This window comes from Variovorax sp. 160MFSha2.1, from assembly GCF_048305075.1.
Taxonomy (GTDB): Bacteria; Pseudomonadota; Gammaproteobacteria; order Burkholderiales; family Burkholderiaceae_C; genus Variovorax; species Variovorax guangxiensis.
In genome coordinates this window covers 6,643,904-6,663,136 of the sequence record NZ_CP157624.1, presented here as the reverse complement: position 1 = coordinate 6,663,136, position 19,233 = coordinate 6,643,904, and the positions used below count along the sequence as shown (strand labels likewise).

The 19,233-nt window shown below is 67.1% G+C and carries 21 protein-coding genes; 14 read left to right on the top strand and 7 right to left on the bottom strand.

The annotated features are described in order from the left end of the window. Positions 1-3 precede the first annotated feature (3 nt). On the bottom strand, positions 4-2,955 hold the full coding sequence (locus ABL838_RS30845; protein WP_418123403.1) for a DNA topoisomerase III: 2,952 nt from the start codon (positions 2,953-2,955) through the stop codon (positions 4-6). Between the two features lie 85 nt (positions 2,956-3,040). Between ABL838_RS30845 and ABL838_RS30840 the strand changes: the two genes are divergently transcribed. Genes ABL838_RS30840 through ABL838_RS30830 form a run of 3 tightly spaced genes read left to right on the top strand, consistent with a single transcriptional unit; the run spans position 3,041 to position 4,782 of the window. Continuing rightward, positions 3,041-3,751, top strand: coding sequence for an SET domain-containing protein (locus ABL838_RS30840; protein ID WP_418123402.1), 711 nt, complete (start codon positions 3,041-3,043; stop codon positions 3,749-3,751). Positions 3,752-3,754: 3 nt separating this feature from the next. Beyond that, on the top strand, positions 3,755-4,573 hold the full coding sequence (locus ABL838_RS30835; protein WP_418123401.1) for a biotin--[acetyl-CoA-carboxylase] ligase: 819 nt from the start codon (positions 3,755-3,757) through the stop codon (positions 4,571-4,573). 8 nt (positions 4,574-4,581) lie between these two features. Beyond that, positions 4,582-4,782, top strand: a complete 201-nt coding sequence (locus ABL838_RS30830; protein ID WP_126021022.1) for a sporulation protein — start codon at positions 4,582-4,584, stop codon at positions 4,780-4,782. An 18-nt stretch (positions 4,783-4,800) separates the two neighbouring features. On the opposite strand, the gene ABL838_RS30825 is transcribed toward ABL838_RS30830, so the two are convergent. From ABL838_RS30825 to ABL838_RS30815, 3 genes are all read right to left on the bottom strand, one after another. Next, a complete protein-coding gene (locus tag ABL838_RS30825; RefSeq protein WP_418123399.1) occupies positions 4,801-6,243 on the bottom strand; it encodes a sensor histidine kinase N-terminal domain-containing protein in 1,443 nt (480 codons plus the stop codon). 55 nt (positions 6,244-6,298) lie between these two features. After that, positions 6,299-6,970 carry a response regulator transcription factor gene (locus ABL838_RS30820; protein WP_126021024.1) on the bottom strand — a complete coding sequence of 224 codons (672 nt, stop codon included), beginning with the start codon at positions 6,968-6,970 and terminating at the stop codon, positions 6,299-6,301. A gap of 72 nt (positions 6,971-7,042) precedes the next feature. Continuing rightward, positions 7,043-7,528 (bottom strand): MarR family winged helix-turn-helix transcriptional regulator, encoded by a 486-nt coding sequence (locus ABL838_RS30815; protein ID WP_418118490.1) that lies wholly within the window; start codon positions 7,526-7,528, stop codon positions 7,043-7,045. 146 nt (positions 7,529-7,674) lie between these two features. Between ABL838_RS30815 and recA the strand changes: the two genes are divergently transcribed. Genes recA through ABL838_RS30800 form a run of 3 tightly spaced genes read left to right on the top strand, consistent with a single transcriptional unit; the run spans position 7,675 to position 9,697 of the window. After that, entirely contained in the window at positions 7,675-8,778 is a 1,104-nt protein-coding gene (gene recA / locus ABL838_RS30810) for a recombinase RecA (protein WP_184639288.1), read from the top strand. A 42-nt stretch (positions 8,779-8,820) separates the two neighbouring features. Continuing rightward, entirely contained in the window at positions 8,821-9,285 is a 465-nt protein-coding gene (gene recX, locus ABL838_RS30805) for a recombination regulator RecX (protein ID WP_418123398.1), read from the top strand. Then, positions 9,263-9,697 carry an SRPBCC family protein gene (locus tag ABL838_RS30800; RefSeq protein WP_418118488.1) on the top strand — a complete coding sequence of 145 codons (435 nt, stop codon included), beginning with the start codon at positions 9,263-9,265 and terminating at the stop codon, positions 9,695-9,697. The genes recX and ABL838_RS30800 overlap by 23 nt, the downstream gene beginning before the upstream one ends. Before the next feature lie 33 nt (positions 9,698-9,730). Here ABL838_RS30800 and ABL838_RS30795 read toward each other — a convergent pair whose 3' ends face one another. After that, complete coding sequence (locus tag ABL838_RS30795; RefSeq protein WP_418118487.1) at positions 9,731-10,402, bottom strand: RraA family protein; 672 nt, start codon at positions 10,400-10,402, stop codon at positions 9,731-9,733. A gap of 229 nt (positions 10,403-10,631) precedes the next feature. Between ABL838_RS30795 and ABL838_RS30790 the strand changes: the two genes are divergently transcribed. Both ABL838_RS30790 and ABL838_RS30785 read left to right on the top strand, forming a co-directional pair. Beyond that, entirely contained in the window at positions 10,632-11,402 is a 771-nt protein-coding gene (locus ABL838_RS30790) for an SDR family oxidoreductase (protein WP_126021030.1), read from the top strand. A gap of 10 nt (positions 11,403-11,412) precedes the next feature. Further along, positions 11,413-12,279, top strand: a complete 867-nt coding sequence (locus ABL838_RS30785; RefSeq protein ID WP_418123396.1) for an IclR family transcriptional regulator — start codon at positions 11,413-11,415, stop codon at positions 12,277-12,279. A gap of 6 nt (positions 12,280-12,285) precedes the next feature. Here the strand turns inward: ABL838_RS30785 and yiaA are convergent, their stop codons facing one another. Further along, complete coding sequence (gene yiaA / locus ABL838_RS30780; RefSeq protein WP_418123394.1) at positions 12,286-12,726, bottom strand: inner membrane protein YiaA; 441 nt, start codon at positions 12,724-12,726, stop codon at positions 12,286-12,288. Positions 12,727-12,867: 141 nt separating this feature from the next. On the opposite strand from yiaA, the gene ABL838_RS30775 reads away from it, so the two are divergent. Beyond that, the gene (locus tag ABL838_RS30775) at positions 12,868-13,611 is read left to right on the top strand and encodes a hypothetical protein (protein ID WP_184639298.1); all 744 of its coding nucleotides are present in this window, start codon (positions 12,868-12,870) and stop codon (positions 13,609-13,611) included. A gap of 31 nt (positions 13,612-13,642) precedes the next feature. On the opposite strand, the gene argC is transcribed toward ABL838_RS30775, so the two are convergent. After that, positions 13,643-14,566 (bottom strand): N-acetyl-gamma-glutamyl-phosphate reductase, encoded by a 924-nt coding sequence (gene argC, locus ABL838_RS30770; RefSeq protein WP_184639300.1) that lies wholly within the window; start codon positions 14,564-14,566, stop codon positions 13,643-13,645. 217 nt (positions 14,567-14,783) lie between these two features. On the opposite strand from argC, the gene sucC reads away from it, so the two are divergent. The 5 genes from sucC (at position 14,784) to ABL838_RS30745 (ending at position 19,225) form a co-directional block, all read left to right on the top strand. After that, on the top strand, positions 14,784-15,950 hold the full coding sequence (gene sucC / locus ABL838_RS30765; RefSeq protein ID WP_019653821.1) for an ADP-forming succinate--CoA ligase subunit beta: 1,167 nt from the start codon (positions 14,784-14,786) through the stop codon (positions 15,948-15,950). Positions 15,951-15,960: 10 nt separating this feature from the next. Continuing rightward, on the top strand, positions 15,961-16,854 hold the full coding sequence (sucD, locus tag ABL838_RS30760) for a succinate--CoA ligase subunit alpha (RefSeq protein WP_126021035.1): 894 nt from the start codon (positions 15,961-15,963) through the stop codon (positions 16,852-16,854). A gap of 120 nt (positions 16,855-16,974) precedes the next feature. Then, the gene (locus ABL838_RS30755) at positions 16,975-17,661 is read left to right on the top strand and encodes a TerC family protein (protein WP_126021036.1); all 687 of its coding nucleotides are present in this window, start codon (positions 16,975-16,977) and stop codon (positions 17,659-17,661) included. 28 nt (positions 17,662-17,689) lie between these two features. Continuing rightward, positions 17,690-18,499: a Stp1/IreP family PP2C-type Ser/Thr phosphatase gene (locus ABL838_RS30750; RefSeq protein WP_126021037.1), complete on the top strand. Its 810-nt coding sequence runs from the start codon at positions 17,690-17,692 to the stop codon at positions 18,497-18,499. Between the two features lie 72 nt (positions 18,500-18,571). Beyond that, a complete protein-coding gene (locus ABL838_RS30745) occupies positions 18,572-19,225 on the top strand; it encodes an FHA domain-containing protein (protein WP_126021038.1) in 654 nt (217 codons plus the stop codon). The last annotated feature ends 8 nt before the right edge of the window (positions 19,226-19,233 follow it).

Here is a 19,233-nt window from a genome sequence, read left to right as displayed (position 1 = left end):
GGCTCAGGCCGCCGAGAGGTGCTTGCCCACGATGCCCGCGAGCTCGAACATCGTCACCTGGTCCTTGCCGAACACCGGCTTGAGCTTGGCGTCGGCGTTGATCGAGCGCTTGTCCTTGGCGTCCTGCAGGCCGTTGGCCTTGATGTAGTCCCAGAGCTTCTTCACGACTTCGGTGCGCGCGACCGGCTCGTTGCCGATGACCGCCGCCAGCGCGTCGCTGGGCTTCAGGCCCGCGCCGGTCTTGCGCGGCGCGGCGGCCTTCTTCGCGGCCGGTGCCTTCTTGGCCGCAGGCGTCTTCTTCGCCGCTGCCGTCTTCTTGGCGGCGGCGGTCTTGCCGGCGAAGGTCTTGCGCGGCGGGAACTTGCTGCCACCCTCGCGCGGCGCGAACTCGAAGGTCACCTTGCCTTCTTCGGCGTTCCAGGTCAGGAAGGCCTTGAAGGCGCGGCGCGTGCGCATGCTCACGAACTTGTCGAGCAGGTCGGTCTTGCCGGTGGCCAGCAGCTTCTCCATCTGCGCGCGCTCCACCGGCTGCTGCAGGATGATCTTGCCGGTCTTGAAGGTGCAGCTCGGCGTGGGCTGCGAGTTGGTCGGCACCGACTTCTCGCAGACGTAGTTGCTGCCGTGCTCGAACACCGGCGCGCCGCACACCGGGCAGGGGCCCACGGTGTCCTGCTCGCTGAAGTCGACGATCTCGCCGCTTTCCTCGTTCTTGTCGTCGCCGAAGTCGAACTCCAGCTTCCAGTTCTTCGCTTCCTCGTCGTACTTGATGACGATCTCGGAGGTGAAGGGCCAGCCGGCCTTGGAGCGGAAACCTTCCAGCGGGCCGATGTGCTTGTCGTGCAGCAGCGCCTCGGCCTCGGCCACCTCGAAGGTGCGCCCCGCCGGCGACTTGCCGAACGAGAAGCCGCAGGCGTCCTCGCCCGTGCCGCTCTTGCCGGTGCAGGCGTAGCGGCGGTAGTTCTCGCGCACGATGCCGCCGCAGTTGGGGCACGGCGTGCGCAGCGTGGCGTAGTCGCCGGGCACGGTGTCGCGGTCGTACTCCTTGGCCTTCTTGACGATGTGCTGCGTCATCTCGGCGATCTCGCGCATGAAGGCGTCGCGGCTGAGCGCGCCCTTCTCCATTTGCGCGAGCTTGTATTCCCATTCGCCGGTGAGTTCGGCCTTGGAGAGTTCCTCCACGCCCAGGCCGCGCAGCAGCGTCATGAGCTGGAAGGCCTTGGCCGTCGGGATCAGCTCGCGGCCCTCGCGCAGGATGTACTTCTCGGCGATCAGCCCTTCGATGGTGGCCGCGCGGGTGGCTGGCGTACCGAGGCCCTTCTCCTGCATGGCCTCGCGCAGCTCGTCGTCGTCGATGGTCTTGCCCGCGCCTTCCATGGCGCCCAGCAGCGTGGCTTCGGAGTAGCGTGCCGGCGGGCGCGTCTTCAGGCCCTTGGTGTCGACCGACTCGGCCTTCACGATCTCGCCCGGCTTCACCGGCACGAGGCGCTTGCCGTCCTTGTCGTCTTCCTTCTCGTCGTCCTGCGCTTCCTTGCCGTAGATGGCGAGCCAGCCCGGCTTCACCAGCACCTTGCCGTCGGTGCGGAAGGCGTACTTCTTGCCGCCCTGCTCCACCGTGCTGATGCGCGTGGTGACCTGGTATTCGGCGCTCGGGAAGAACACCGACAGAAAGCGCCGCACGACGAAGTCGTAGAGCTTCTGCTCGGCCTCGCTCAGGCCGCTGGGTGCCTGCAGCGTCGGAATGATGGCGAAGTGGTCCGACACCTTCGCGTTGTCGAAGATGCGCTTGTTGGGCTTCACGTAGTTGCCGTCCACCGCCTGCTGGGCGAAGGGGGCAAGGTGCTTCATGCCGCTGTTGGCGAGCATGCCCATGGTCTGCTTGACCACCGGCAGGTAGTCCTCGGGCAGCGCGCGCGAATCGGTACGCGGGTAGGTCAGCGCCTTGTGGCGCTCGTACAGGCTTTGCGCCAGCGCCAGCGTGGTCTTGGCGCTGAAGCCGAAGCGGCTGTTGGCCTCGCGCTGCAGCGAGGTCAGGTCGAACAGCAGCGGCGAGGCCTGCGTGGTGGGCTTGCTCTCTTCCGTGACGGTAGCGGGCTTGCCGCGCGCAGCGTCGGCGATGGCGCGGGCTTCCTGCTCGTTCCACACGCGGTCGGCGCGCTGCTCGGGGTCGGGCTCGCCGTTGGGCAAGAGCGGCGCGTTGGCCTTCTTCCAGTCGGGGTTGAACCACTTGCCCGGGTATTCGCCGGCTTCGGCCGCGAAGGTGCCGTGGATTTCCCAGTAGTCGCGCGAGACGAACTTGCGGATCTGCTCCTCGCGCTCCACCACCACCGAGAGCGTCGGCGTCTGCACGCGGCCCACGGTCGTGAGGAAGAAGCCGCCGTCGCGCGAATTGAAGGCGGTCATGGCGCGCGTGCCGTTGATGCCCACCAGCCAGTCGGCTTCCGAGCGCGAGCGCGCGGCATCGGCCAGGCCCTGCATCTGCTTTTCTGTGCGCAGCGCGTCGAAGCCGTCGCGGATGGCCTGCGGCGTCATCGACTGCAGCCACAGCCGCTTCACAGGCTTGTTCAGGCCCGACTTGCCGCCCGCGTACTGCTCGATGAGACGGAAGATCAGTTCGCCCTCGCGTCCCGCGTCGCATGCGTTGATGAGCTGCGTCACATCCTTGCGCTTGGCCTGCTTGACCACCGCGTTCAGGCGCGTCTTGGTCTTGTCGACGGGCTTCAAGTCGAAGTGCGGCGGGATCACCGGCAGGTTGGCGAAGCTCCACTTGCCGCGCTTGACGTCGAATTCCTCGGGCGCCTGGATCTCGACCAGGTGACCGACCGCGCTGGTCACGACATAGCTGTCGTTCTCGAAATGCTCGTCATGTTTGTCGAATTTCCCTGCGACCGGCGTGAGGGCGCGGACGATGTCCTGCGCCACCGACGGCTTTTCTGCGATTACCAACGTCTTTGTCATCTAAGGGCTCTCTATACTCTGCGGCTTCCCGCGTGCGCACGCGCGCACACGCATGTGTGCATATTCAAACTAACAGACTTCGGCGATGCCTTCCAAATCCCCACTTCCGGCCGGTCGTGATACGCAGGCCACCGCGCTCCCAGAGGCGGACGCGCAGCCCGGCAAGGATCGTTCCGGCGGCCGCCGCATCCAGATGCGGCGCTCCGATGTCCACGGCAACGGCGTGTTCGCCGTGCAGGACCTGGCCGAAGGCGAAACGCTGATCGAATACAAGGGCGAGGTCATCAGCTGGAAGGAGGCGCTGCGCCGCCATCCGCACGACCCGACCCAGCCGAACCACACTTTCTACTTCCACATCGACGACGGCCGCGTGATCGACGGCAACGTCAAGGGCAACGATGCGCGCTGGATCAACCACTCGTGCGAGCCGAACTGCGAAGCCGACGAGGTCGATGGGCGCGTTTATATCAAGGCGCTGCGCAACATCGCCGCCGGCGAAGAACTCAACTACGACTACGGCCTGATCATCGACGAGCCGTACACGCCGAAGCTGCTTTCCGAATTTCCCTGCTGGTGCGGCTCCGAGCAATGCCGCGGCACGCTGCTGACACCCAAGGATGAGGACGAGGAAAAGAAAAAGAAGAAGAAGGCCAAGAAAAAGGCTGAAAAGAAGGCCGAAAAGAAAAAGGCCGAGAAAAAAGAGGCGAAGAAGAAGGAAGCCAGGAAGGCCGAAAAGAAGGCTGAAGCGAAAGCGGAAAAGAAATCCGCAAAGAAAGCCAAGTCCGCCAAGGACTGAGCGATGAACAACAGCAGCACCGCCGACTGGTTCCAGGACCGGATCGCCGCGGCGGTAGCGCCGCTGCTGCCCGGCTTCGCGGTCGAGGCCGTGGCGGAAATCGATTCCACCAACACCGAGCTGATGCGCCGCGCGCGCGCCGGCCGCGTCGAGCCGGTGCTGCTCGTGACCGAGCGGCAGACCGCCGGCCGCGGCCGGATGGGACGCCCCTGGCAGAGCAGCGACATGCGGCAGCCGGAGTCGGCCTCGCTCATGTTCTCCCTGGGCATGTCGCTCGCACCCGCAGACTGGTCGGGCCTGTCGCTGGCCGTCGGCGTGGCGGTGGCCGAGGGGCTCGATCCCTCGGGCGAGCACAAGGTCGGCCTCAAGTGGCCCAACGACGTCTGGGTGAACGACCGCAAGCTGGTCGGCATCCTCATCGAGACCGCCCTGCCCTCCGACGGCGGCCCGGATGCGTCGCGCTATGTGGTGATCGGCATCGGCATCAACATCGGTGCGCGCGAGGGCGACGGCATGCGCACGCCGCCGGCCTGGCTGCACCAGTGGCGCCCCGAGGCCAGCGCACCCGGGGTGCTGGCCGAACTGGCCGAGCCGCTGGTGCGCACGGTGCTCGACTTCGAGGCCCGCGGCTTCGCGCCTTTTGCCGAACGCTTCGCCGCGCGCGACGTGCTGCGCGGGCGCGAGGTGACGCTCAGCGACGGCACCGCCGGCCTGTGCGAGGGTGTGGCCTGGGGCGGCGAGCTGCAGGTGCGCACCGACGCCGGCCTGCAGCTGATCTCCAGCGATGAAGTGAGCGTGCGCCCTCGCGGCATGTCTTTCTGATCTTCACCATGAAGCTGCGCCTGCTCCTCGTCGTCCTGCTGTTGGCCAATGCCGGCTACTTCCTCTGGGCGCGCGGCGATCTCGCGGGCTTCGGGCTCGCGCCGGCCAGCCTCGCGGAGCGCGAGCCGCAGCGCATGGCGCGGCAGATCCACCCCGAGTGGCTGCAGATCCGCAAGGAAGCGCCGAAGGCCGCCGCACCGGCGCCCTGACGAACTCCCGCTGCCGTCTCAGGACGGCTGCTCGCCTTCGAATCGCACCGTGAAGAGCGCCCCCGGCGGCTGCTTGCCGGGATGCGCGTCTTCCAGCTTCACCTGCGCGCGGTGCTGGTTCGCGATCTCCAGCACGATCGGCAGGCCCAGCCCCGAGCCGTCGGCCTCGTTGCCGAGCACGCGGTAGAAGGGCTCGAACACCAGTTCGCGGTCGGCCTCGGCGATGCCGGGGCCGTTGTCCTCCACCTGCAGCAGCAGCACGTGGCCGAAGGGGTCGGCCAGCACGCGCACGGTGATCAGGCCGGGGCGCTCGGGCGTCGAGGGCGTGTAGTTGATCGCGTTGTCGACCAGGTTGCGCACCAGCTCCTTCAGCAGCGTGGCGTTGCCGTCGAACACCACGCCCGGCGCGCCGGGCTCGACGCCGTCGTAGCCCAGGTCGATGCGCTTCTCGATCGCGCGCGGCACAGCCTCGCGCACCACCTCGATGGTCAGCTTCGCGAGGTCGCAGGGCTGGTGGTGCGCGTTGGCGCTGTTGCCCTCGGCGCGCGCCAGCGACAGCAGCTGGTTCACCGTGTGCGTGGCGCGCTTGCTCGCGCGGCCGATCTGCTTGAGCGACTGCTTCAGCTCGTCGGCGTTGGCGCCCTCGCGCTGCGCCAGGTCGGCCTGCATGCGAAGGCCCGCCAGCGGCGTCTTCAGCTGGTGCGCAGCGTCGGCCAGGAAGCGCTTCTGGGTGCCGATGGAGTCGTTGAGCTTGTCCAGCAATTCGTTCACCGAGGACACCAGCGGCACCACTTCCAGCGGCACCGAGGACTCGTCCAGCGGGCTCAAGTCGCCCGGGCGGCGCTCGCGGATGCGCGCCTCCACCACCGACAGCGGCTTGATGCCGCGCACCAGCGCCAGCCAGATCAGCAGCACCGCCAGCGGCAGGATGGCGAACTGCGGCAGCAGCACGCCCTTGATGATCTCGGCCGCCAGCACCGACTGCTTCTCGCGCGTCTCGGCCAGCTGCAGCAGCGTGGGCGGCACGTCGTCGGTGCCGCTGGCGATCCACATCGAGGCCACGCGCACCGGCTGGCCGTGCACGTCGCTGTTGTGCAGGAAAACCAGGCCGGGCGGCAGCGGCTCGTCGAGCCCGGGCTGCGGAATGTCGCGTTCGCCGCTGAGCAGGTTGTCGTAGCCGTCGAGCAGTTGGTAGTACACGTGGCCGCTCTCGTCGGCACGCAGGATCTCGCGCGCCGACTGCGAGAGCACGAACTGCGCATGCCCTTCCCTCACCGTCACCAGCTCGGCCAGCGCCTTCACGTTGTGCTCCAGCGCGCGGTCGTAGGGCGCGTTGGCGATGCCCTGCGCCACCAGCCATGTGACGCCGATGCTCACCGGCACCAGTAGCAGCAGCGGCGTGAGCATCCAGTCGAGGATCTCGCCGAACAGGGAGCGCTGCGCGCGCTGGAACAACTTCATCGCGCCGATTCCTCCGGCGTGCCGCCGCCCGCGCGTGGCGGCTGCCGTGTGGTCGTCACTGGATCTTTTCGAGGCAGTAGCCCAGCCCGCGCACCGTCGCGATGCGCACCGGGCCCTTCTCGATCTTCTTGCGCAGCCGGTGGATGTAGACCTCGATGGCGTTGAGGCTCACCTCCTCGCCCCATTCGCACAGGCGGTCGACCAGCTGGTCCTTGCTCACCAGCCGGCCGGCGCGCTGCAGCAGCACTTCGAGCAGGCCGAGTTCGCGCGCCGAGAGTTCGATCATCTTGCCGTCGATGGTGGCCACGCGGCCGGCCTGGTCGTACACCAGCGGGCCGTGGCGGATGGTGTTGCTGGTGGCGCCCATGCCGCGCCGGGTGAGGGCGCGCACGCGTGCCTCGAGCTCCTGCAGGCTGAATGGCTTGGCCATGTAGTCGTCGGCGCCGTGGTCGAGGCCCTTGACGCGCTCCTCCACGCTGTCGGCGGCGGTGAGCACCAGCACCGGCAGCTGCGAGCCGCGCGCGCGCAGCCGCTTGAGGATTTCGATGCCGTGCAGGCTGGGCAGCCCGAGGTCGAGGATCAGCAGGTCGAACTCGTCATGGGTCATGAGCGCGGTGTCGGCCTGCGAGCCGTTGGCCACGTGGTCGACCGCCGCGCCCGAGGTGCGCAGGCTGCGCAGCAGGGCATCGGCCAGCACCTGGTCGTCTTCGGCAATCAGAATCCGCATGCGTCACCTCCGGCCTGTTTCAGGTGTCGGGCGTCCTCGGGGCGCCGTTCACGGTTGTCTCTTCGCAGGAGTCTAGCCCGCCGTATAGGCTTCGAGTCCGATGGTTACCACGGTGGCGATCTCGTCGCCCACGCTGCTCCTGAACTCCTTCTCGGCCTGCATGACGGCGCCGCGGAAGGCGTCGAGCCAGGCCAGCCCGTCGGCGGTGAAGAGCACGCGCCGCGCCCGCGCGTCCAGCGGATCGGGCCCGCGCGTGACCAGCCCCCAGGCCTCGCACTGGTCGACCAGCGCGCCCATCGCCTGCTTGGTCATGCCGGCGCGCTCGGCCAGTTCGGTGAGGCGCGAGCCCTCGCGCGACAGGTGCCGCGTGATGTGGATGTGCGCCGCGCTCACCTGCGCGCGCGCCGCGAGGTTCGACAGGGCCAGCGGCACTTCGACGTCGTGCGCCATCAGCTCCAGCACGCGCTCGTCGAAGCGGCGCATGGCGTGGCCCAGCAGGCGGCCCAGGTGGGTCTGGCGCCAGGCGTCTTGGTCGGCGGGGAAGGGGGCTTCGGCCATGGCGCCGAATGGTAAAGCAAACTGACCAAAAAACAGGTTTACGCCGAGGAATCAGCCCCTACACTACTGTTCAAGCATCCAGCCTGTAGTTAAACGCAGATGGATGGTGTCACAGACAAGCCATTGATCTTCAAGGAGTTTTTCACATGGACGCAGCAGTCAAGGGTTCGAACATCGGCGCCAACAGCGAGAAGGCCAAAGCCCTGCAGGCCGCGCTGGCCCAGATCGAAAAGCAGTTCGGCAAGGGCACCATCATGCGGCTGGGCGAGGGCGAGGCGCTGGAGGACATCCAGGTGGTCTCTACCGGCTCGCTGGGCCTGGACATCGCCCTGGGCGTCGGCGGCCTGCCGCGCGGCCGCGTCGTCGAAATCTACGGCCCTGAATCCTCGGGCAAGACCACCCTCACGCTGCAGGTCATCGCCGCCATGCAGAAGCAGGCCGGCACCTGCGCCTTCGTCGACGCCGAACACGCCCTCGACGTGCAATACGCCCAGAAGCTCGGCGTGAACCTGTCGGACCTGCTGATCAGCCAGCCCGACACCGGCGAGCAGGCGCTCGAGATCGTCGATTCGCTGGTGCGCTCGGGCGCCGTCGACCTGATCGTGGTCGACTCGGTCGCCGCGCTCACGCCCAAGGCCGAAATCGAAGGCGAGATGGGCGACTCGCTGCCCGGCCTTCAGGCCCGCCTGATGAGCCAGGCGCTGCGCAAGCTCACCGCCACCATCAAGAAGACCAACTGCATGGTCATCTTCATCAACCAGATCCGCATGAAGATCGGCGTCATGTTCGGCTCGCCCGAAACCACCACCGGCGGCAACGCGCTGAAGTTCTACGCCTCGGTGCGCCTGGACATCCGCCGCATCGGCACCATCAAGAAGGGCGACGAGGCCATCGGCAACGAAACCAAGGTGAAGGTGGTGAAGAACAAGGTCTCGCCTCCGTTCAAGACGGCCGAGTTCGACATCCTGTTCGGCGAAGGCATCAGCCGCGAGGGCGAGATCATCGACATGGGCGTGAACGCCAAGATCATCGACAAGTCGGGCGCCTGGTACGCCTACAACGGCGAGAAGATCGGCCAGGGCCGCGACAACGCCCGCGAGTTCCTGCGCGAGAACCCCTCGCTGTCGCGCGAGATCGAGAACAAGGTGCGCGAGTCGCTGGGCGTGCCGCTGCTGGCCGCCGATGCCGACGACGTCGCCGAGAAGCCGCAGAAGGCGGCCAAGGCCGACAAGGCAGAGAAGGGCGAGTAACCAGTCAGGGCGCGGCTCTCCGGGACCGCGCCGGCGACCCGCATGGCATTCGACGCCCCATCCCTCAAAGGCCGCGCGCTGCGCCTGCTGAGCCAGCGCGAGCATTCGCGCGCAGAGCTGGAGCGCAAGCTGGCGAAGCACGAGGAAGAGCCCGGCACGCTGGCGAAGGCGCTCGATGAACTGGAGGCCAAGGACTTCATCAGCGAGTCGCGCGTGGTGGCTTCGGTGCTGCACCAGCGCGCGGCCAGTTCGGGCGCGCTGCGGGTGAGGCAGGAACTGCAGGCCAAGGGCATCGCGCCCCAAGCCGTCGCCGAGGCGGTGGCCAGCCTGCAGGAAACAGAGGTCGAGCGTGCCACGGCCGTCTGGCGCCGCCGCTTCGACGCCCCGCCCGCCGATGCGAAGGAGCGCGCGAAGCAGATGCGATTCCTGATGGCGCGCGGCTTCTCCGGCGCCGTCGTCTCCAAGGTGCTCAGGAGCGATTTCGATGAAGCAGCACAAGAACAGTGAAGAGGGCGCGGCGCAGTCCCGCGTCATCACGCAGCGCGTCGCTTGCGAGTGGCGTCGCGCCTATGTGCTGGCGGCCGATCCGAGGCGGCTTCCCGAATGGGCTAGTGGCCTCGCGAAAAGCGCGCTGGTACCGCACGGCGACCACTGGATCGTGCGCACGCCCGAGAGCGGCGAGGCCCGCATGCGCTTCGCGCCGCGCAACGACTTCGGCGTGCTCGACCACTGGGTCGCGCCCGAGGGCGTGCCCGAGGTCTACCTGCCGTTGCGCGTGATCGGCGTCGCGCCGGATGCCTGCGAGCTGCAGTTCACGCTGCTGCGCCAGCCGCACATGGACGACGCGGCCTTCGAGCGCGATGCGCAGTGGATCGCCCGCGACCTGCGGACCCTGCGCGACCTGCTCGAGGCAGATTGACTGTCCGATCGCAGGCGCGGCAGCCGGCGGCGCTCAGAACTTGCGGTATTTCAGGTAGGCCTCCTGCGGGTCGGTGCCCGCGAGGATGGCGGTGCGCACGAGGTTCTCGCGGCCCATCATGTGCTCGGCCTCGGCAATGATGGACTCGGCCTGCGCGAGCGGCAGGCGGATCACGCCATCGGTGTCGGCCAGCAGCAGGTCGCCCGGGTTCACCGTGACCTCGCCGATGCGCACCGGCACCTCCATCGCCTCGGGCAGCCAGTAGCCCACGATGTCGCGCGGCGTGAAGTAGCGGTGCCACACCTGGAAGCCCTGCCGGATGATGAATTCGGCGTCGCGCACGCCGCCGTCGGCGATCACGCCCAGCACGCCCTTGCGGCCCAGCGTCTCGGCCGAGAGTTCGCCCATGTGCGAGACGGTCGAGTCGTTCGGCTGGATCACCGCGATGTGGCCCGGCCTGGCGCGCGAGAGAAAGCCGGTCCACGCCATCAGCGTCTCGTGCGGATCGGCTGCGGGGTCGACGCGGCCGTTCACCGTGAAGGCCGGCCCGCAGAGTTTCTGGCCGGGGATCAGCGGACGCAGCGTGGGCGGCAGCGTGAAGTCGCGCAGCCCTGCGGCGCGCATCACGTCATGAAGGACGCCGGTGTAGCAGGCCTGCAGGCGGGTGAGCAGGGAGGCCGGCGGCGTGTCGGGAGTCTGGGCCATGTGTGAATCCTGTTTTCTTTATAAAAACACTTTTCACGAACGAGATTAACGATCAGGCCGCTGGTAAAGGCTGGGGTTTGCGCGAGTTCGCGGGTAACCACTGAGTCAGGAGTCGGCGAATAGGGGTTGTGACGGGGACGGCGATGCACCCGGCTCGCGTATATTTCATTTCATCAGTGAAATTAATATTTCACATGTACGCAGCAACTCCCAACCAAAGGACCTCCCAGTGACTTCACGCGTTCAAGGAAAGAACATCCTCGTTACCGCAGCCGGCAAGGGCATCGGACGCGCCAGCGCGCTGGCGCTGGCCCGCGAAGGCGGCACCGTGTGGGCCACCGACGTGGACACGGCGGCGCTGGCCGAGCTCGCCGAGCTGGCCCGCGAAGAGGGCCTGGCAAGCCTGAAGACCGCCACGCTCGACGTGCGCGACACCGCCGCGGTGCAGGCCTTCGCCCAGGCCACCGGGCGGCTGGACGTGCTCTTCAACTGCGCCGGCTACGTACACGCCGGCAACATCCTGGCCTGCGAGGAGGCGGACTGGGACTTCAGCATGGATCTCAACGCGAAGTCCATGTACCGCACCATCCGCGCCTTCCTGCCCGCCATGCTGGAGCGCGGCGGCTCGATCATCAACATGGCCTCGGCTGCCTCCAGCGTGAAGGGCGTGCCCAACCGCTTCGTCTACGGCGCCTCGAAGGCGGCAGTCATCGGGCTGACCAAGGCGGTGGCGGCCGACTTCATCCAGCAGGGCGTGCGCTGCAACGCCATCTGCCCGGGCACTGTCGAGTCGCCCTCGCTGCGCGACCGCATCGCGGCCCAGGCAGAGCAGGCCGGCACCGACGAGGCCGCGGTGCGCGCCGCCTTCGTGGCGCGCCAGCCCCTGGGGCGCGTCGGCAAGCCGGAGGAGATCGCCGCGCTGGTGGTGTATTTGGCTTCCGACGAGTCGGCCTTCACCACCGGTGCGATCCATATGATCGACGGTGGATGGTCGAACTGAACGGGGAAAGATGAAGCGAGCAGCAACGGCGCCGGAAGAAGAGCAGCTAGGGCCGCAAGGACAGGACGGCCTCGAGGAGGCCGTGACGGAAGGCGAGGGCGCGCTGCGCTACGCCGCGCCGGCCCTGGAGAAGGGGCTGGACATCCTGGAGGCGCTGGCCGACAGCCCCTCCGGCTACACGCTCAACGAGCTCGCCCAGAAGGTCGGGCGCAAGGTCAGCGAGATCTTCCGCATGGCGGTGACGCTGCAGCGCCGCGGCTTCGTGCAGGTCGACGAGAACGACCGCTACACGCTCACGCTGCGCATGTTCGAGCTGGCGCACCGCCAGCAGCCGCTCAAGAGCCTGGTGAGCGCGGCGCTGCCGCTGCTGCGCGAGCTGGCCAACCGGGCGCGGCAGTCGTGCCATCTCGCCATGTACCAGGGCGGACGCGTGGTGGTCATCGCGCAGGTCGAGAGCCCGGAGCGCTGGTCCTTCGGGCTGAAGGTGGGCGTGGTGATGGGGCTGACCGACACTTCCTCGGGCCACGTGCTGCTGGCCTTCCGCGACGAGATCGACCGGGCCCGCATGCTGCGCGCCCACATCGGCGTGGAGGGCGAGCTCGACATGGACCCCGGCCAGCTCTTCTCCATCCTGCAGGAGGTGCGCGAGCGCGGCTACTCGGCCATGCCGAGCAAGCAGACGCGCGGCATCACCAACATCGCGTTCCCGGTGATGGGCGCGGCCGACCATGCGATCGCGTCGATCAACGTGCCGTACATCGAGCGCATCGACCAGAAGTCGGCGCCCGACGTCACGCAGGTGCGCGAGATCGTGGGCAATATCGCCGCGCGCCTTTCGGCGCTGATGGGCGCCAGCGGCTACAACGACAACGAATAGCGGGGCTCAGTTCGGGTCGGGAGCTTCGTCGAGCGCGGAGGGCGCCTCGCTCTTGTGTGCGGCGATGTCGCGCACGTTCTTCTGCACCGCCACCGCGCCGAACAGGCTCAGCAGGAAGGCCATCGCGTAGAAGCCTTTTTCGCTGGAAGCGAGCGTGGCGTTGAAGAGGCCGATGGCCAGCAGGGCCACCGACAGCAGCAGTGAGACCCAGCACAGGCCGTAGTAGATGCCGGTGACGGAGATGCCTTCGAGGCGGTCGCGCACCGTCTTCTGCAGCGACACGGCGGAGAAGAGGCCGTACATCAGCACGGTGAAGTAGTAGCCCTTCTCGTTGAGCTGCATCGAGGCGTTCCACAGCCCGATCAGGTAGACGACGGCGCCGATGAAAAGCGCGGCCCAGGAAGCGGCGACGAATGCCGCGGTCGGTTTCTGGAATCTGACGGCCATGGGATTCTCCTCGTATGGTTTGCGCGCGATTATGGTGGAGCGGCGCCGGTGGCATGATCCGCGCCGGGCCGGCGTTTGCGCAGCAGAAGCAATCGCACGAGGCGGCCGTCAGCATCAACAACAATGGAGGAGTCTTCCCATATGTCGTCGTCGACCGACCCCGCGGCCCAGCAGTCGCTCGTGCGCACCGGTGCCAAGGCCGGGCTGTCCTTCGCCGGTTCAGTGATCAAGGGCGGCCTGCTCGGCGTCTTCCTGGGCGGCGGTGTTTTCTTCTTCTACCTGAGCCAGCTGCAGGGGCCGGGCAACGTGGCCGCGCGCGCGGGTGGAGTCGGCGCAGTGCTCGCTCTCGTCACTTCGCCGCCGCTGCTGGTGGCGCTGCTGCTGCTGTTCTTCGTGGTCGTCTACGTGGCGCTGGGTGTGCAGCAAGGGCGTGCTCGTGCGATGCAGCATCTGGTAGCGGCACGCGGCGAAGCTGTGTCGCAACGGCTGGGCGGCGCGATCGCGAGCCGCATCGAGGCCATGCCGAAGGCGCACGGCGCCTTGCATCGCGTGGCCGACTGGCTGTCGGTCGACGCGCTGAGCAAGCAGCTCGCCCCGGTGCTGGGCGAAGGCAAGGCGGTGCGGGCTGTCGTGGCTTTCGTGATCGACAGGCTGCCGCTGAGCGAGATGCTGGCCGAGTGGCAGCGCAGCCGCGCAGAGAGCGGAAATGAACTGGTGGCGGGCGAGGGCGGTTCGGCGCCGCAGGACCCGGCACTGCGCGCGCTGCTCACGCGGCGCATCCACGAGACGCTTCAGGACATGGCCGCGCCCTCGCGCAAGCCGCTGTACATCGCGCTGGGCGCGCACGCGGCCCTGCTGGGCGTGGGGCTCTGGCTGGTGAGCTGATCGGCCGGAAGGCCGGTGCGAGGCGTGGGGCTCAGAGCCCCAGCATCAGCTTCAGGTTCTGCACCGCGGCGCCGCTGGCGCCCTTGCCGAGGTTGTCGAGGCGGGCGATCACCACGGCATGGCGATGGTCCTCGTTCGGGAACACGCGGATCTCGAGCTTGTTGGTGTCGTTGAGCGCCAGCGCCTCGAGCTTGCCGTCTTCGGTGGGCGGCAGCACCTTCACGAACTGCTCGGGCGTATTGCTGCGCGCGTAGTGCGCGGCCAGCGCGTCCTGCAGGTCGCCGGCCTTGGGCTTGCCCGGCAGCAGGTCGAGGTGCAGCGGCAACTGCACCAGCATGCCCTGCTTGAAATTGCCCACCGACGGGATGAAGACCGGCCGGCGCGTGAGGCCGGTGTAGGTCATGATTTCGGGGATGTGCTTGTGCTTCAGGCCCAGCGCGTAGATCTCGAAGGCCGGGGCTTCGCCCTTCTCGTAGGCCTCGATCATGGTGCGGCCGCCGCCCGAGTAGCCGCTCACGGAAGGCAGCGAGATGGGGAAGTCGGCCGGCAGGATGCCCGCGTCGACCAGCGGGCGCACCATGGCGATAGCGCCGGTGGCGTAGCAGCCGGGGTTGCCCACGCGCTCGGCCTTGGCGACGGCCTGCCAGTGGCCTTCGGTGAGTTCGGGAAAGCCAAACACCCAGCCCGGGGCGATGCGGTGCGCCGTGGAGGCGTCGATGATCTTGGGCTTGGCGCCGGGCAGCTGGTCGATCAGCGCGACCGACTCGCGCGCGGCGTCGTCATGCAGGCACAGCACCACCAGGTCGACGCCGGCCATCAGTTCGCGCTTGGCGGCGGTATCCTTTCGCAGCTCGGGGGCGATGCTCACGAGTTCGACCTGCGGCATCGCCTGCAGACGTTCGCGGATCTGGAGGCCGGTGGTGCCGGCTTCGCCGTCGATGAAAACCTTGGCCATGGTGGAAGTGCCCCTGGGTAGCTGAAAGAGAAGTACGGTAGGTACGTATTGCCCGCAACCACACTCACAGTATTGGTGCGGCGCACCATGATACAGTCCGCGGTTGTTCGCCGCCCCCAGCCGTCAGGCTGCCGTCGCCCGCGGACAACAGAGCATAGACCCTCTCCAGCCCAGATCTCCCGATTTCTCAACTTCCTCCTTCCGAGAGACATCCCTCATGAAGATTCACGAGTACCAAGGCAAGGAAATCCTTGCCAAGTTCGGCGTGCCGGTGCCGCGCGGCATCCCGGCCTACACGGTCCAGGAGGCGGTTGAAGCCGCCCAGAAGCTTGGAGGCCCGGTCTGGGTCGTCAAGGCCCAGATCCACGCGGGTGGCCGCGGCAAGGGCGGCGGCGTCAAGGTCGCCAAGTCCATCGAGGACGTCAAGAAGCTCGCCGGCGAGATCCTGGGCATGCAGCTCAAGACCCACCAGACCGGCCCCGAAGGCCAGAAGGTCCGCCGCCTGTACATCGAGGACGGCGCCGACATCCAGAAGGAATACTACGTTTCGGCCGTGACCGACCGCGCCACCCAGAAGGTGGCCTTCATCGCTTCCAGCGAAGGCGGCATGGACATCGAGGAAGTGGCCCACTCCTCGCCCGAGAAGATCATCACCGTGTTCGCCGACCCGGCCCAGGGCCTGACCGACGAACAGGCCAAGCAGATCGCCGACGGCATCGGCATCCCGGCCGACTCTACCGCCCAGGCCGTGGACATCTTCAAGAAGCTCTACACCTGCTACATGGAGACGGACGCCTCGCTGGTCGAGATCAACCCGCTCAACCGTGACAGCAAGGGCAACATCATCGCCCTGGACGCCAAGTTCAACTTCGACAGCAACGCGCTGTTCCGCCACCCCGAGATCGTCGCCCTGCGCGACCTCGACGAGGAAGACGCGGCCGAAGTGGAAGCCTCGAAGTTCGACCTCGCCTACATCTCGCTGGACGGCAACATCGGCTGCCTGGTGAACGGTGCCGGCCTGGCCATGGCCACCATGGACACCATCAAGCTGTTCGGCGGCGAGCCGGCCAACTTCCTGGACGTGGGCGGCGGCGCCACCCCCGAGAAGGTCACCGAGGCCTTCAAGATCATGCTGAAGAACAAGAACGTGGAAGCCATCCTCGTGAACATCTTCGGCGGCATCATGAAGTGCGACACCATCGCTACCGGCGTGATCGCAGCCTGCAAGGCCGTGAACCTGCAAGTGCCGCTGGTCGTGCGCATGAAGGGCACCAACGAAGTCGAAGGCAAGAAGCTGCTGGCCGAATCGGGCCTGCCGATCATCAGCGCCGACACCATGGCGGAAGCGGCCCAGAAGGTCGTGGCAGCAGTCAAGAAGGCCTAAGGAACAAGTCATGTCGATCTACATCAACAAAGACACCAAAGTCATCACGCAGGGCATCACCGGCAAGACCGGCCAGTTCCACACCGAGAAGTGCCAGGAATACGCGAACGGCAAGAACGCCTTCGTGGCCGGCGTGAACCCGAAGAAGGCCGGCGAGTCGATCTTCAACATCCCGATCTTCGGCTCGGTCAAGGAAGCCGCCCAGCAGACGGGCGCCACCGTCTCGGTGATCTACGTGCCGCCGGCAGGCGCCGCGGCCGCCATCTGGGAAGCGGTGGAAGCCGACCTCGACATGGCGATCTGCATCACCGAAGGCATTCCGGTGCGCGACATGCTCGAAGTGCGCAACAAGATGAAGGCCAAGGAAGCCGCCGGCGGCAAGAAGACGCTGCTGCTGGGCCCCAACTGCCCCGGCCTGATCACGCCCGACGAGATCAAGATCGGCATCATGCCCGGCCACATCCACCGCAAGGGCCGCATCGGCGTGGTCTCGCGCTCCGGCACGCTGACATACGAAGCAGTGGCTCAGCTGACGGAAATCGGCCTGGGCCAATCGTCGGCAGTCGGCATCGGCGGCGACCCGATCAACGGCCTGAAGCACATCGACGTGATGAAGGCCTTCAACGACGATCCGGACACCGACGCCGTCATCATGATCGGCGAAATCGGCGGCCCCGATGAGGCCGACGCTGCCCGCTGGTGCAAGGACAACATGAAGAAGCCGGTCGTCGGCTTCATCGCCGGTGTCACCGCCCCTCCCGGCAAGCGCATGGGCCACGCCGGCGCGCTGATCTCCGGCGGCGCCGACACGGCCGAGGCCAAGCTGTCCATCATGGAAGAATGCGGCTTCACCGTGACGCGCAACTTCTCGGAACTGGCCAAGCTGCTCAAGGCCAAGCTGTAAAGAGACGGCTCCGCGACACCGGCCGCAGAGCCGGGTCATGAGAGGACCACGCAGAAACAAAAAAGCGCCCGCACTGGATTGCGGGCGCTTTTTTCAATAAAACACAGTGGGATCAGAGACATGGAATTTCTTCAAAGCACAGATTTCTGGATAGGTCTGCTCAAGATCATCTGGATCAACATCATCCTGTCGGGGGACAACGCGGTGGTGATCGCCATGGCGGCGCGCTCGCTGCCGCCCGCCCAACAGAAAAAGGCCGTGCTCTTCGGCTCGGGCGCGGCCGTGGTGCTGCGGATCGTGCTCACGGTGGTGGCGGCCAAGCTGCTCGCCCTGCCCTACCTGCAGATCATCGGCGGCATGCTGCTGCTGTGGATCGGCCTGCAGCTGCTGGGCGAGGAAGACGAGGGCGACGGCGAGTCCAAGGAATACGGCAGCATGATGGCCGCCGTGCGCACCATCCTGCTGGCCGACCTGGTGATGAGCCTGGACAACGTGATCGCCGTGGCGGCCGCGGCACAAGGCAGCATGGTGTTGCTGATTCTTGGCCTGGCGATCAGTATTCCCTTGGTGATTTTCGGCAGCACGCTCATGATCAAGCTCATGGAACGTTTCCCGATCATCGTGATGCTGGGCGCCGCGCTGATCGGCTGGGTCGGCGGCGAAACCATCGTGCAGGACGCCATCCTGCGCGACACGCTGGCGGCCAACCCCTGGCTGCACTACGCGGCCGCGGCTGCCGGTGCCGTGTTCGTGGTGGCCGTAGGCCGTCTCCTGCAGCGGCGTGCGCACGCCGCTGCACAACACTGAGCCCAAGAGAGATCGGCGCTGACAGACCATGGCGAGTGTCGGCGTCTCCCTTTTCTCCACTCGCCCTCCGCTGACCTGGGAATTCGCCTTCCTGACCGACGTCGGGCGGACGCGCTCCCACAACGAGGACGCGGTGCACGTCGACCCCGCCCTCGGCCTGGCCCTGCTGGCCGACGGCATGGGCGGCTACAAGGGCGGCGAGGTGGCCAGCGCCATGGCCGTGTCGCTGCTGCACGGCAGCTTCGGGCGCTGGTTCGCTCACGCCGGCATGCAGGCACCGGCCCGCGTGGTCCGGCGGGCGCTGCAGGCCGCCACCGACGAGGCCAACGGCGCGATCCTGCATGAAGGCACCACCAACCCCGAGCTGCAGGGCATGGGAACGACCCTGGTGCTGGCGGCGTTCCGGCCGCAGCGGGTGGTGGTCGGCCACATCGGCGACTCGCGCTGCTACCGCCTGCGCAACGGCAAGCTGGAACTGCTCACCCGCGACCATTCCCTGCGCCAGCAGCAGCTCGACGCCGGCGCCATCACCGCCGAGGAGGCGCTGAATTCGCCCACCCGCAACCTCGTCACGCGCGCCGTCGGCGTGGAGGCCCAAGTCTTGCTGGAAATGCACGAACACAGCGCAAGACCCGGCGATCTCTATATGCTTTGCTCCGACGGGCTCAGCGAGATGGTTTCGGATGAGCAGCTTTTCACGCTTCTAGGACACGATGTCGGGCTTCAGAAAAAAGCATCACTTTTGGTTGCGGCAGCCAATGACAATGGCGGACGGGACAACATCTCCGTTGTCCTGGCCAGCGCGAGCGTTGCGGAAACGCCGCGCTCGGGCAGCTAGCAGGTTCCGCAGGCAGCGGCCCTGCGGCCTGCCTGCCGTCGTCATTCATGCTTTGGATTCGGGGAGTCGGCAATGCCGAAGATGATCATTTCGGTCGATGGCGTTGTCATCGGGCAGGTTGCGCTCGCCAAGGAGCGCACGACGCTGGGACGCCGTGCCTACAACGACATCGTGATCGACAATCTGGCGGTCAGCGGCGAGCACGCCGTGCTGCACATGACTGGCGGCGAAGTCGAAATTGAAGATCTCAACAGCACCAACGGCACCTACGTCAACGCGCTCGCCGTCCAGCGGCAGGCGCTCAAGGACAACGATGTCATCGAGGTCGGAGGCTGCCGCATCCATTTCCGCGCGCGCAGCAACCTCGACACCGGTGCCGGCTCGATCCGCACCGCCTCGGGCGAATACCCGTCGGGCGCGATGCCGCTGTCTTCGGCTCCCACGGAATCCGGCGCGCTGGTCGAGCTCGGCATTCCGGTGCTGCGCGTGCTCTCCGGCGCCAACGAAGGGCAGGACGTGGGCTTGCAGAAGGTGGTCACCACCGTCGGCAAGCCCGGCGTTGCCGTGGCGGTGGTCACTCGCCGGCGCCAGGGCTACGTGGCGGCTGGTGTCGAAGGCAACGTCACGCTCAACGGCCTGCAGCTGGGGGCCGAGGCCGTCGCGCTGCAGGAGCGCGACGTGCTCGAGCTGGGCGATGCCACGCGCATGCAGTTCGTGCGCATCTGAGGCGCTTT